9 protein-coding genes are annotated in these 13,156 nt (G+C 73.1%); 4 read left to right on the forward strand and 5 right to left on the reverse strand.

Going from position 1 to position 13,156, the window contains the following annotated elements:
* The first annotated feature begins 231 nt into the window (after window positions 1–231).
* From ACZ4FV_RS49855 to ACZ4FV_RS49865, 3 genes are all read left to right on the forward strand, one after another.
* Window positions 232–1,587, forward strand: coding sequence for an MFS transporter (locus ACZ4FV_RS49855; protein WP_465327979.1), 1,356 nt, complete (start codon window positions 232–234; stop codon window positions 1,585–1,587).
* On the forward strand, window positions 1,584–2,579 hold the full coding sequence (locus ACZ4FV_RS49860) for a TolB family protein (protein WP_395873751.1): 996 nt from the start codon (window positions 1,584–1,586) through the stop codon (window positions 2,577–2,579). Before ACZ4FV_RS49855 ends, ACZ4FV_RS49860 begins: the two co-directional genes overlap by 4 nt.
* Window positions 2,580–2,663: 84 nt before the next feature.
* Window positions 2,664–3,407 (forward strand): glucose 1-dehydrogenase, encoded by a 744-nt coding sequence (locus ACZ4FV_RS49865; RefSeq protein WP_395873750.1) that lies wholly within the window; start codon window positions 2,664–2,666, stop codon window positions 3,405–3,407.
* A gap of 604 nt (window positions 3,408–4,011) precedes the next feature.
* Here ACZ4FV_RS49865 and ACZ4FV_RS49870 read toward each other — a convergent pair.
* From ACZ4FV_RS49870 to ACZ4FV_RS49890, 5 genes are all read right to left on the reverse strand, one after another.
* Window positions 4,012–4,806: an SDR family NAD(P)-dependent oxidoreductase gene (locus ACZ4FV_RS49870; protein ID WP_395873749.1), complete on the reverse strand. Its 795-nt coding sequence runs from the start codon at window positions 4,804–4,806 to the stop codon at window positions 4,012–4,014.
* A 182-nt stretch (window positions 4,807–4,988) separates the two neighbouring features.
* Entirely contained in the window at window positions 4,989–6,503 is a 1,515-nt protein-coding gene (locus ACZ4FV_RS49875) for a M1 family metallopeptidase (RefSeq protein WP_402242518.1), read from the reverse strand.
* On the reverse strand, window positions 6,503–10,384 hold the full coding sequence (locus tag ACZ4FV_RS49880) for a Pls/PosA family non-ribosomal peptide synthetase (protein WP_402242513.1): 3,882 nt from the start codon (window positions 10,382–10,384) through the stop codon (window positions 6,503–6,505). Before ACZ4FV_RS49880 ends, ACZ4FV_RS49875 begins: the two co-directional genes overlap by 1 nt.
* A 457-nt stretch (window positions 10,385–10,841) precedes the next feature.
* Complete coding sequence (locus ACZ4FV_RS49885) at window positions 10,842–10,985, reverse strand: hypothetical protein (RefSeq protein ID WP_465327982.1); 144 nt, start codon at window positions 10,983–10,985, stop codon at window positions 10,842–10,844.
* 240 nt (window positions 10,986–11,225) lie between these two features.
* Complete coding sequence (locus ACZ4FV_RS49890; RefSeq protein ID WP_395873747.1) at window positions 11,226–12,107, reverse strand: sigma-70 family RNA polymerase sigma factor; 882 nt, start codon at window positions 12,105–12,107, stop codon at window positions 11,226–11,228.
* Between the two features lie 287 nt (window positions 12,108–12,394).
* On the opposite strand from ACZ4FV_RS49890, the gene ACZ4FV_RS49895 reads away from it, so the two are divergent.
* Window positions 12,395–13,078 (forward strand): FMN-dependent NADH-azoreductase, encoded by a 684-nt coding sequence (locus tag ACZ4FV_RS49895; protein WP_465327984.1) that lies wholly within the window; start codon window positions 12,395–12,397, stop codon window positions 13,076–13,078.
* The last annotated feature ends 78 nt before the right edge of the window (window positions 13,079–13,156 follow it).

Here is a 13,156-nt window from a genome sequence, read left to right on the forward strand (position 1 = left end):
GGGGTGTGGGGTCGTTCGCGGTCGAGGTGACCGCGACCGATGCGGCCGGCGCGAAAGCCACCGCAGCGTTCCCCTGGAATGTCACCTGGTTCTGACCGCCGGCAGGTCACCTGGCTCCGACCGCCGATCCCTGCCCAGGTGACCCACTTCGAGTGTGCCGAGCGCCCGAACCGGCGCTCGGCACCCAGGACTTGCCCGTACCCCGCGCCGAGCCGCAGCCGGAGGCCCCCGATGTACCTGTCGTCCAGCCGTTCCGCCGATCTCGCCTCCGGGACGCGCGCCGCCCGCGCGAAGGCGCCGCCCGCGCAGGGTGCGCCGGCGTCGCCGCCGCCGTCCGGACGCGGCGCCCGTCGGGTCGCGCCCGTGGTGCTCACCCTGGGCGTGGTCTCGCTGGTGACCGACATCTCGGCCGAGATGGTCACTGCGGTGCTCCCGGTCTACCTCGTGCTCGGACTTGGGCTCTCCCCCATGGCGTTCGGCATGCTGGACGGGCTGTACAACGGCGCGACCGCCGCGTCCCGGCTGCTCGGTGGCCATGTCGCGGACCGATTCCGCCGGCACCGGACGGTCGCCGCGGTGGGCTACGGCATCTCGGCCGGCTGCAAGCTGCTGCTGCCCGCCGCAGGCGGGGTGTCCGCGATCGGCGGGGTGCTCGCGGCCGATCGCGCGGGTAAGGGCCTACGTACCGCGCCGCGCGACGCGTTGATCTCGATGGCCGCGACACCGGCGGACCAGGGTCGGGCCTTCGGTGTGCATCGGGCGATGGACACCGCCGGCGCGCTGTTCGGGCCGCCGGTCGCGCTCGCGGTGTTGTGGGTGACGGCCGACGCGTACGACGCGGTGTTCGTGGTGAGCTTCTGCCTGGCCGCGTTCGGTCTGCTCGTCCTGCTGCTGTTCGTCCGCGATCCGACGCCGGACGCGGCCGGCGAGGCGGGCCGGCGGGCACCGCGCACTCCGGTACGACTGCGCGACGCGGCGGCGATGTTGCGGGTGCCGGGCTTCGCCCGGGTGTGTCTGGCCGCGCTGCTGCTCGGCACGGTCACCGTCGGCGACGCGATGCTCTACCTGGTGCTGCAACGGCACACCGACCTGTCGCCGCACCTGTTCCCGCTGTTGCCGCTGGGCACCGCGCTGGTCTTCCTGCTGTTCGCCGTCCCGGCCGGCACCGCCGGGGACCGGTACGGACGTGGCCGGGTCTTCCTGGTCGGCCACCTCGCGCTGCTCTGCGGCTACCTCGCGCTGCTCACCCCGTTGCCCGACCTCGCGCTGATCCTGGTGATCCCGGGGTTGCTCGGCCTGTTCTACGCGGGCACCGACGGCGTCCTGATGGCGCTGGCCGCGCCGGCCGCGCCGGCCCGACTGCGCGGCGGCGCGCTCGCCCTCGTCCAGACCGGACAGGCCGCCGGCCGGGCACTGGGCGCGGCCGGATTCGGCGCCGCCTGGACGCTGTACGGCCCGCACACCGCCGGCGTCCTGGCCGCCGTCGCGCTGGCCCTCGCCCTCACCGGCGCGACCGCGCTGCTGGCCGGCAGCACCCTCACCCCGGGCGGCCCTCGCCCGGCCGCGTCGAGAAGGGCATCGCGATGACCCGCACCACGCGCCTGACCGTTCTGGCCCTGGTCACCGCGCTGCTCGTCGGCCTCGCGGTGGTCTATACGCTGCGCGCGGCGGGCGACGCGCGGGCCGGCCGGGACGGCGACTACACGGCGCTGAGCCTGGACCGACCGGGCCGGATCGTGTTCCGCAGCACCGCCGCCGACGCCGGCCGAGACCACGTCGCGGCGGTCGACGCGGCCCGTCCTGCACGGCGCGACGTCGCCTCGCGCCGCTGCCTGGTCTTCCACGCCGCGCACGGCACCGGCGTGTGCCTGCAACCGGCCAGGCTCGCGCTCGGTACCTACGACGCCGTGCTGTTGGACGCGAACCTGCGCGAGAAGGGCCGCCACGCGCTGGCCGGGACACCCTCACGGGCCCGGGTCGCGCCCAGCGGACGACTGGTCGCGTGGACGTCGTTCGTCAACGGCGAGTCGTACGCGGGCCTGAACTTCTCCACCCGGACCGCGATCCTGGACACCCGGACCGGCCGCCTCGACGACAACCTGGAGTCGTACGCGCTGTATCGCGGCGCCGAGTCGATCCACGCGCCCGACGTCAACGTCTGGGGCGTGACCTTCGCGGCCGACGACAACACCTTCTACGCGACGGTGGCGACCGGCGGGCGCACCTGGCTGGCCCGGGGCGATCTGGCCGCGCGCACGTTGCGCACGGTGCGCGAGAACGCCGAGTGCCCGTCGTTGTCCCCCGACGGCACCCGCGTCGCGTACAAGAAGCGGGTTCCGGGGGCGGACGCCGACCGGCCCTGGCACCTGTTCGTGCTGACCCTGGCCACCGGTGTGGAGATCGCGCTCGCCGAGACCCGGACCCTGGACGACCAGGCGGAATGGCTCGACGACGGCAACGTCGTCTACAGCCTGCCGGGGGATCTGCGCGGCGACGTGTGGACCGCGCGCGCCGACGGGACGGGGCGGCCGACCCTGCTGATCCCGCACGCGTTGTCCCCGGCCGTCCTGCGCGGCTGAGTTTCCGGGCCTCGTGGCCGGCGAAGGCTTCGACCGAGGCGAAGCGGTCGGTCTTCGCCGTCGTCCACGAATCGGAGGTCCGACGTGTCGGTGCTCGAGGGCAAGGCCGCAGTGGTCACCGGTGGTTCACGCGGGATCGGTCGGGCCGTCGTGGAACGCCTCACGCGGGACGGCGCGCAGGTGGTCTTCGGTTTCGCCCGGGACGAGCGGGCCGCCGAGGAGGTGGTCCGGGCGGTCGCGGCGGCCGGCGGCCGGGCCCGGGCGGTCCGGGCGGAGCTGAGCGAGCCGGGCGCCGCCGAGGCGTTCATGGCGTCCGCCGACGAGCATCTGGGCGGACTGGACATCCTGGTGAACAACGCCGGTGTCGGGGCCGTCTCGACACCGATCGCGGACTTGGCCGAGGCGGAGTTCGACCGGGTGATGACGGTCAACGCCAAGGCCGCGTTCCTGACCATCCGATACGCGGCCCGGCACATGCGCGACGGCGGACGGATCGTCAACGTCTCGACCCTCAACACGATCCGGCCCGCCCCCGGCATCGCGGCCTACGCGGCGAGCAAGGGCGCCCTGGAGCAATTGACCACCATCGCCGCCCACGAACTCGGCCCGCGCGCCATCACCGTCAACACGGTCTCCCCCGGCGCCACCGACACCGACCTCCTCCGCTCCGCCAACCCCGCCGAGGTCCTGGCCACCGTCCCCGCCCTGACCCCCCTCCGCCGCCTCGGCCACCCCACCGACATCGCCGACACCATCGCCTTCCTCGCCGGCCCCGACGCCCGCTGGATCACCGCCCAAAACATCCACACCAACGGCGGCCTGGGCTAACCCACCGCCCTCGACCACCCTTATAAACAACCGAACCCGCACCCCCACGCCCAACCCCGTCCGGCACGCGAGAACAACCCAACCCCACCCCAACCCACCCAACCGGGCCAACCCCCATCAGCCCGTCCGGCGTTCGAGGACAACCCGAGCCCACACCAACACACCCGCCCGGGCAAAGCCCCTATTCAGCCCGTCCGGCGTTCGAGGACACCCGAAAGCCCACCCCGTCCGGCGCATGAGGACAACCCGAGCCCACACCAACACACCCGACCGGGCAAAGCCCCTATTCAGCCCCTCCGGCGTTCGAGGACACCCGAAAACCCACCCCGTCCGGCGCATGAGGACAACCCGAGCCCACACCAACGCACCCGCCCGGGCAAAGCCCCTATTCAGCCCGTCCGGCGTTCGAGGACACCCGAAAGCCCACCAACCCACCCGACCCAAGCCAACCCACCCAGCCCGTCCGGCGTTTGAGGACACCCGAGAGCGCACCGGACCATCCGACTCGAGCAAACCCCCAGCCCGTCCGGCGCTTGAGGACGAGCACACCCCGACGAGCCCGACTCAGGCAGCCCTATCCAGCCCGTCCGGCGCGTGAGGACAATCAGGCCCCGTCCACCCCGTCCGCAGGACGACGATGCACAACCCGAGCCGACGTCTGATCCCGCGCCAGCACCAGCATCGAGTCGATGTTCACGTGCGGCGGCCGCGTCGCCACCCACCCCACACACTCCGCGATGTCCTGGCCCACCAGCGGCGTCATCCCCGCGTACACCGCCGACGCGCCCTCCGCGTCACCGCCGAGCCGGTTGAGCGTGAACTCGGTCTCGACCATGCCCGGGTCGATCTGGCACACCCGCACCGGTTGCCCACGCAACTCCAGCCGCAGCACCCGCGTCATCGCGGTCACCGCGTGCTTGGCCGCGTTGTACCCCGCGCCGCCCTCGTACGGCTCTCGCCCGGCCACCGATCCGATGGTGATCACCTGGCCGTCCCCGGACGCGATCAGCAGCGGCAGGAACGCCTTGGTCACCCGCAGGGTGCCGAGCACATTCGTTTCGTACATCGCGGTCCACGCCGCCTCGTCGGCCTCCGCGACCGACTCGGTGCCGCGCGCGATGCCCGCGTTGTTGACCAGCACGTCACAGCGGTCCACCGCGGCGGCGAACGCGGCGATCGAGGCCGGATCGGACACGTCCAACGGCAGCGCGCGACCTCGGCCCGCGCAGCGCTCGACCACCTCGTCCAGCCGGTCCTTGCGGCGCGCGCCGAGCACGACGTCGTAGCCCAGACCCGCCAGATGCACGGCGGTCGCGGCCCCGATCCCGCTGCTGGCGCCGGTGACCACCGCACAGCCTCGGTACGGCGTCGTGGGGTTCGCGGTCTCGCCCTGGGTCATCGCGCGGTTCCTCTCATGCGTGGCGGCCACCGGCGAACCACCCGTGCGGTTCCCGCGACCACCTTGCCGGTCTTCCCGCACCGTATGCCGGATCGACGCGACCCCGCATCGCCGCCCCCCACTTCGCAGGCCCCCACTTCGCAGGCCCCCACTTCACCGGCCCCCGCATCGCCGACCCCGCCTCACCCCGAGGAGGATCCGCCGTGCCCCGACGTCCAGGGCCACCCCAGCCGACCCCGCCGCGGAGGCAACGCGTGCGGCTCGGGCGTCTCCGGCCCCGCAGGCGACTCCGACGACACCCCCGGCAACGGCGGCAGCCCCTCCCGAAACAGCCACGCCTCGAACAACTCGTCCAACGGCCGCGAGGCATACCGCGCCACATGCGCGACGAAGTCCTCCGTCGTGACCACCCCGTGCCGATGCGACGTCGCCCAGTCCCGCAACATGGCGAAGAACGACGCGTCGCCGAGCGCACACCGCACCGCGTGTACGGTCAACGCCCCCCGGGCGTAGATCCGGTCGTCGAAGATCAGCTTCGGACGCGGCGCCCCGAGCAGCAAATCCTGGGGCAGACTGCCCAGTTGCCCGTGCTCGACGGCGGCCTGCACGGCGGCCTTCCGCCCGCCCGACCGCTCCGCCCACAACCACTCCGCATAGCGCGCGAAGCCCTCGTTGAGCCAGATGTGCCGCCAGCTCGCCAACCCCACGCTGTTCCCGAACCACTGGTGCGCCAACTCGTGGGCAACCAACCGCTCGGAGCCGCGCGAGCCGTCGACGTGGTTCGCGCCGAAGGTGGCCAGTCCCTGCGCCTCGATCGGGATGTCCAATGCGTCGTCGGTGACCACCACGGTGTACTCGCCGAACGGGTACGGCCCGAACAACTCCTCGAACAGCGTCATCATCTCCGGCTGCCGCGCGAAGTCGACCAGAAAGCGCGGCACCAGCCGAGCCGGCACGTGCGCGAGCTGCGACACCCCCACGTGCGGTTCCAGCGGCCCGATCGTGTCGTAGCGGCCGATCGAGACGCTGACCAGGTAACTCGCGGTGGGCGCGGACTGCTCGTAGACCCACGTGGTGTTGCTCGCCCGGGTACTGCGGGTCAGCAGTCGGCCGCTGACCACGACGGTGTACACCGACGGTGCGGTGACCGAGATCTGGTACGCGGCCTTGTCGTCGGGCCGGTCGTTGCACGGATACCAGGACGGCGCGCCGATCGGCTGGCCGGCCACCAGCGAGCCGTCGGTCAGTTCCTCCCAGCCGACCCCGCCCCACGGACTGCGCACCGGCTTCGGATTGCCCGTGTAGTGCACCTCGACGGTGAACGCGGCCCGCGCGCGGATCGTCGTACCCGGCCGCACCCGCAACTTGCCCGCACGGTGCGTGTAGTGCGCCCGGCGGCCGTCCACCAGCACCCGCCCGATCCGGAACTCCGCCAGGTCCAGCGCGAATTCGTTCAGCGGCCGATCAGCGGCCAGCGCGCCGATCCGGGCGGTGCCGGCCAGTCGGTTGGGCCCGGGTCGGTAGTCCAGGGTCAGTTCGTAGCGGTGCACGCGATAGCGCGGGTCGCCGTGTGTGGCGAAGTACGCCTCCCCGGCGCCTGAGCGCGGCCCCTGGTCGATCACCGATTCGTGCTCCGTCCCCGTCGCGCCCACCGTCGCGGGACGGGCCGTTTCCCGCGACGCCGCCTCGAAACGCATTACCGTCGCCACGCCTCGATCGGATTGCCCAGCCAGCCGGTGTCCTCGGGAACCGTCTCGCCGCGCATCACCAGCGAGGCGGGACCCAGCGTGCTGCGCGCCCCGATCGTGCTGCCCGGCAGCACGATCCCGCGCGGACCCAGCGTGGCGCCCTCGCGAAGGATCACAGTATCCATCCGCATGATCCGGTCGTGGAAGAGATGCGTCTGGAGCACACAGCCGTGCCCCACGCTCACCGCGTCCTCCAGCGTCACCAGGTCCGCCTCCGGCAGCCAGTAGCTCTCGCACCACACACCGCGCCCGATGGATGCCCCGAGTCCGCGCAGCCACGCGTTCATCACCGACGTGCCGGGCACCCGGCCGATCAACCACGGCACGGCCAGTACCTCGACGAAGGTGTCGGCGAGTTCGTTGCGCCACACGAAGCCGCTCCACAGCGGGTGCTCCACCGGCCGGAAACGACCGACCAGGAGCCACTTGGCCGCGATCGACACGACACACGCGAGCACGCCGCACCCGAGCAGGACCACGCCGGACAGCAGCGCGGCCAGGATCAGCGAATGGCTGCCCAGCCAGGCCAGCGCGGCCAAGGTAAGCACGGCCAGCGCGGCGGAGCACAACACCGGTACCGCGCGGCACAGCTCGACCAGGCCGCGCGCCCAGCGCAGCCGGGCGGGCGGGTCGTAGGTCAGGCCCTGGTCGGCGACGTCCGCCGAACGCGGCAGGCGCATCGGCGGCATGCCCAGGTACGAGCCGCCCTTCTTGGTCTTCTTCGGTGTCGCCGACAACACGCCGACCAGGCCGCGCGCGGGCACCGAGCGGCCCGGCGCGGTCATCCCGGAGTTGCCCAGGAAGGCCCGCTCGCCGATCTCCGCCGCGCCGATCCGGATCCACCCGCCGCCGAGTTCATAGGAGGCGATCAGCGTGTCGTCGGCCAGGAAGGCCCCGTCGCCGACCGTGGTCAGGCTGGGCAGCGCGAGCACCGTGGAGGCCTCGACCCCCTTGCCCACCTTCATCCCGAGCGCGCGCAGCCACACCGGCGTGAACAGGCTCGCGTACAGCGGGAACAGCTTGTCCCGGGCCAGGTCCATCAGCTGGGTGACGGTCCACGCCTGCCAGCCGATCCGGCCGTGCAGCGGGTGGTAGCCGGGCCGCAGACCCAGGCTGAGCAGCCGGACCAGGAGCACGATGGACAGCGCGTACACCAGCGCGAACGCGGCCACGGCGGGCACCAGCGCGAGCAGCGCTCCGGTGAGCGCGGCGCCGAGACCGGCACCGGGACGCACGAACGCGCCCAGGATCGGCAGTACGGGCAGCGCGGCCACGATCGGCAGGAGGCTCGGCAGCAGCCCGCTCGCGCCGTACAGCACCACCCAGCTCGTCTTGCGCGGCGGACGTTCGCCCAGCCGGCTTCGGTCCACCTTGCCCAGTCGTATCGCCGGCACCCCGCCCCAGCGGCGGCTCGGCGGCACGTTGCCGGTGACCGCGGAGCCCGCCGCCACCTCGGCCGAGCGGCCGATCCGGGCGCCCGGGAAGAGCGTGCTGCGGGTGCCCACGATCGCGCCGGCGCCGACCTTTATCGCGCCGATCTCCAGTCGGTCGCCGTCCAGCCAGTGGCCGGACAGGTCCACCTCGGCCTCCACCGCGCAGCCCCGGCCGAGCTTGAGCAGGCCGGTGACCGGCGGCAGGGTGTGCAGGTCGACGTCCTGGCCGACCTTGGCGCCCAGCGCCCGGGCATAGCGCAGCAGCCAGGCCCCGGAGAGCGCGGTCGCACCGCTGACGTCGGCCAATTGTTCGGCCGCCCACAGCCGCAGGTGCACACCGCCGCCGCGCGGATAGCTGCCCGGGCGCAGCCCGCGCAGCAGCAGTCGGGCGCCGCCGGCGGCGATGGCCACCCGGCCGGGCGGGCTGAACAGCGCCGCCCAGCCGGCCGCGACCCACCACCAGGACGCGGTGGGCGCCCACGGGTGGCTGCCGAACCAGGCCGCGACATTGCCGAGCGCGAGCAGGCCGACCGTCCAGCGCAGCCCGACCAGGGTGAACAGCGGGATCAGCATGAGGAGCTGCGCGATCCGGGCCCGGGTCGGTGTCGGCGCCACCTTGCGCGCCGCGCCCGCGTCCTGTGCCGAGCGTTCCAGTCGGCGGGCCAGCTTGCGCAGTGTGGGCTGCTGGTAGATATCCGCGACGGCGGCCGCCGGATATCGCTCACGCAGCAGGGTGGTCAGCCGGGCGGCGGCCAGGCTGTTGCCGCCGATCGCGAAGAAGTCGTCCTGTGCGCTGTCCGGGGCGATGCCCAGCACGTCGGTCCACTGCTCGGCGAGCCAGGCCTCGGTGCCGTAGAGCTGTTCGGTGGGTCCGGCGTCCTCCGCGTCCGCGAGCGGCCACGGCAGCGCGTCCCGGTCGACCTTGCCGGAGGTACGGGTGGGCAGGTCGGCCACCGGGGCGAGCCGGGGCACCAGGGCGGCGGGCAGCTCGGCCCGCAGCCGGCGTACCGCCTCCTCGCGGTCCCAACCCTCGCCGGTCACCAGATAGCCGACCAGGAGCTGGTTGCCACCCTTGACGGTGCGTACCGCCGCCGCCGCGCCCACCACGCCGGGCAGCGCCTGCAGGGCCGCGTCGATCTCGCCGAGTTCGATCCGCCGGCCGCCGAGTTTGATCTGCTCGTCGCCTCGACCGACGAAGACCAGGCCCTCGGCGTCGGCGCGCACCACGTCACCGCTGCGGTAGGCGCGGTCCCAGCCCATCGACTCCAGCGGGGCATACTTCTCCGCGTCCTTGGCCGGGTCCAGGTAGCGGGCCAGGCCGACGCCGCCGATCACCAGTTCGCCGGTCTCGCCCATCGCGACGGGCCGGCCGCCGGCGTCGACCACGGCCAGTTCCCAGCCGTCCAGCGGCAGGCCGATCCGGACGGGACCCTCGCCGGTGAGCAGCGATCCACAGGCGACCACGGTCGCCTCGGTCGGGCCGTACGTGTTCCACACCTCGCGGCCCTCGGCGACCACGCGCTCCACCAGCTCGGGCGGGCACGCCTCACCGCCGAAGATCAGCAGCCGTACGTCCAGCAGCGCCTCGGTCGGCCACAGCGCGGCGAGCGTGGGCACCGTGGACACCACGGTGATCTCCTGCTCGGCCAGCCAGGGCCCCAGGTCGGCGCCGGAGCGCACCCGCGAGCGCGGCACGGTGACCAGGCACGCGCCGTACCGCCAGGCCAGCCACATCTCCTCGCAGGACGCGTCGAAGGCGACCGACAGGCCCGCCATCACCCGGTCGCCGGGGCCGATCGGCTCCTCCTGGAGGAACAGGCCGGCCTCGGCGTCCACGAAAGCCGCGGCGTTGCGGTGGGTGACCGCGACGCCCTTGGGCTTGCCGGTGGAGCCGGAGGTGAAGATGATCCAGGCGTCGTCGCCGGGGCCGGGACGGGCGGACGGCGCGGGGTCGGCCTCCCGGATGACCCGCAGCTCGCGGTCGGCACCGAGCACGGCGCGTACGCCGGCCTCGCCGAACACCAGGTCGGCCCGCTCGTCCGGGTCCTCGGCGTCCACCGGGACGTAGGCGGCGCCGGCGGCCAGCACGGCGAGGATGGCGACGTACAGGTCGTTGCTGCCGGAGGGCACCCGAACACCGACCCGGTCCCCGACGCCTACGCCGGCCTCGGCGAGGCTGCGGCGCAGCGCCTCCACCTCGGCGGCCAGGGCGCGGTACGTCAGCGTCCGCCGGCCGTCGTCGAGGGCGGGCTCGTTCGGGTGGTCCCGGACGGTGGCGTCCAGGATGTCCACGAGGGTGCGGGGCGCGGGGGCGGGGCGCCCGGGGTAGACGGCCGGGGTCGGCGTCGGTGCGGTGCCGGACGGATCGTCCGCTCGTACTGGTAGCGCGATGGCCATGAATTCCTCATCATCCCTGGTCCCCGCTACGGCCCATTGGCAGGCGCCCGGGGAGATGTCGCGTCCCCGGTCCCTTGCCGGCCGGGTCGCTTCTCGAGCGTGGCAACCCGACCGACAGTAGCTCCGTTCGACGCGGTTCGACGACCCGAGATGCGATCAACTACCGTTAAAACAAAGGCATCTGACGCATCGTCATATATGACTTGACGGCCCGTCAGATGCCACCATCCCCTACAGGCAAGCTTCTTGACGACCCGTCAGCCCAGAACCCGACTTACGCACCACACCTCACTCCTGTGACCCACACCACACCGTAATCCCACCCCATCCACCCCGCCCCCGGGGCTCCCCCGGACGGATGACACGCCGCACAAGCCCCCGAACGGGCTACAAACGGTGCCCGCCACGACACACGGGGTACGCGCGGGGCGGGGCCGGCGAGCTGCGGATCGCGCCCTCACCGGGCCACGGAGGGCACGATGGCCGGCCCGCGGATCGCGTCCTCGCGGGTGACGACGGCCGAGGTGTGCCCGACCACCTCCGGTACCGACCCCGGGTCGACCGGACGGCCCAGGCTGCCGTGCGCGCTCGGCAGCACCATCACGTTCCGTAGTCACCCCGGTCGGGCCAATTTCAGGCAGGGCGGGACGGCCCGGCCGGCATCTCGGGGAGCCGCCCGGGGCACCTCGTGGGGCCGCCCGGGCACCCTCACAGGCCGTCCGGGCGTCTCGCGAGGCGCACCCCGGCGGTACGACCGGCCGGCCCGATCCCGTTGCCGATCCCGCTCCCGGGATCCGCGCCGGCCGGTCCGGTCGTACCTCCTCCGTTCCGAAATCCGGTTTCAGCCGAGCCGGACGGCGAGCGGAAGGTGGCTCAGCCGAGCCGGGTCGGCGATCACGTCGATCTCGGTGATCCGCCCGTCCACGATGGTCAGCCGCAGCACCAGGAAGAGCCTCCCGTTCGGGGCGATGACGATCCCCGGCCTGCCGTCCACGAGCGCCACGTCGCCCACCCGGGCACGGTGCGCGAAGACCCTGGTCTCCTCGGCCACCGCCCGCGCGCCCCGGACATCGGTGGCCACCTCGTCCGGTACGGCGAGCCGGTCGGCGCGGCGTACCACGTCCGGCGCCAGCAACTCGACCAGCGTGTCCAGATCGCCACCACGCGCGGCGGCCAGGAACGCGTCGACCACGCCGTAGTCCCGAGCCAGATCGACCTCGTCGACCGTCGCCACACCGCGCACCCGCTCCCGCGCCCGACTGGCCAATTTCTTGCTCGCCACCGACGACCGCCCCACGACCGGCGCGATCTCGGCGAACGGTACGGCGAACAGGTCGTGCATCACGAAGGCGACCCGCTCGGCGGGCGTGAGCCGGTCCAACACCACCAGCAGCGCCTGACCCACCGACTCGGCCAGCACCGCCTCGTGTTCGGGCTCGACCCCGCCCGGCCGCTCCGACACCGCCTCGGGCATCGAGGCCAGCGGTTCCTCGCCTCGGGTCCGCCGAATCCGCAACATGTCCAGACACACCCGGGCGACCACGGTGGTCAGCCACCCGGCGAGGTTCTCGACGCCGTCCACGCCCGCCCGGTCGACCCGCAGCCAGGCGGCCTGTACGGCGTCGTCGGCGTCGTCCAGCGAGCCGAGCATCCGGTAGGCGACACCGCGCAGATGGTCGCGATGCGCCTCGAAGCGCACCGCCAGGCCCTCGTGTCCGTTCATGGTCACCTTTCCCGTCACGCATCAGTCAAAGGGGAGACGGACCACTTCGCACAACGCCGACGGCAAGGAGACAACAGGCGAGTTTACCGTCGCCGCACCCCCATCCACGCGGCCGTACACCCGGCTCACCCCATACCCGCCGGGCCGGATCGAACCGGTTCGCGCGGCACCCCGTGCTGCCCGATCCGCGCCCCGGCGCCGCCCGGTCCCCACTCACCCGATCGGCACCCGCCCGATCCGCACGCGCTCGATCCGCACACGCTCGATCCGCACCAAGGAGAAGCCCGATGAAGTTCTTCCGACTCGACTCCAGCATCCGCACCGAGGACTCGGTCACCCGAACCCTCGCCGATCTCGTCGAGGCGGAGTGGACCCGCGCCTACCCGGTCGCCGAGTTCGTCCGTCGTGACCTGGGCCGTCGCCCGCTGCCGCAGGTCTGGCCCGTCGCCGAGGCGAGCCGTACCACCGAGGAGGCCGACCGCACCGACGAACAGCGCGCAGCCACCGCGCTCGCCGCCGAACTCACCGACGAGCTCCTCGCCTGCGACGCCTTCCTGCTGGCCGTACCGATGTACAACTTCGGCGTCCCGCAGCAGGTCAAGGCGTGGTTCGACCTGGTCATCACCGACCAACGGGCCGCCGACGTCACCCGGCCGTTGCTCCCGGGCCGCCCCGCCGTACTGGTCGAGGCCCGAGGCGGCGGCTACGCCCCCGGCACTCCGCGCGCCGGCTGGGACCACGCCACTCCGTACGTCCTCCGCATGCTCACCGATGTCTGGGGCCTCGACGTGGTCACCGCCCGCGCCGAACTCACCGCCGCGGACGTCAACCCGGCCATGACGGAACTCAGGCCGCTCGCCCACCGCCTCCTCACCGAGGCCCAAACAGCAGCGACCGAACACGCCCGGTCCATCGGCGAACGGCTGCGCACCGCACCGAGCGATCGCACCCCGGCCCCGGCCACCGCCTGACCCGGGGCCGCCGGGCCCTCGCGGGGGGGGGGGGGGGGGGGCGAGGGAGAGCGCGGAGCGGCAGTAGACCGCCCCAGC

The sequence above is a fragment of the Embleya sp. NPDC025285 genome, assembly GCF_055558835.1.

What these genes read in the sequence shown, in the direction of transcription:
- ACZ4FV_RS49855 (WP_465327979.1), top strand. Translation starts at nt 232, where the DNA reads ATGTACCTGTCGTCCAGCCGTTCCGCCGATCTCGCCTCCGGGACGCGC.
- ACZ4FV_RS49860 (WP_395873751.1), top strand. Translation starts at nt 1,584, where the DNA reads ATGACCCGCACCACGCGCCTGACCGTTCTGGCCCTGGTCACCGCGCTG.
- ACZ4FV_RS49870 (WP_395873749.1), bottom strand. Translation starts at nt 4,806, where the DNA reads ATGACCCAGGGCGAGACCGCGAACCCCACGACGCCGTACCGAGGCTGT.
- ACZ4FV_RS49875 (WP_402242518.1), bottom strand. Translation starts at nt 6,503, where the DNA reads ATGCGTTTCGAGGCGGCGTCGCGGGAAACGGCCCGTCCCGCGACGGTG.
- ACZ4FV_RS49880 (WP_402242513.1), bottom strand. Translation starts at nt 10,384, where the DNA reads ATGGCCATCGCGCTACCAGTACGAGCGGACGATCCGTCCGGCACCGCA.
- ACZ4FV_RS49885 (WP_465327982.1), bottom strand. Translation starts at nt 10,985, where the DNA reads ATGGTGCTGCCGAGCGCGCACGGCAGCCTGGGCCGTCCGGTCGACCCG.
- ACZ4FV_RS49890 (WP_395873747.1), bottom strand. Translation starts at nt 12,107, where the DNA reads ATGAACGGACACGAGGGCCTGGCGGTGCGCTTCGAGGCGCATCGCGAC.
- ACZ4FV_RS49895 (WP_465327984.1), top strand. Translation starts at nt 12,395, where the DNA reads ATGAAGTTCTTCCGACTCGACTCCAGCATCCGCACCGAGGACTCGGTC.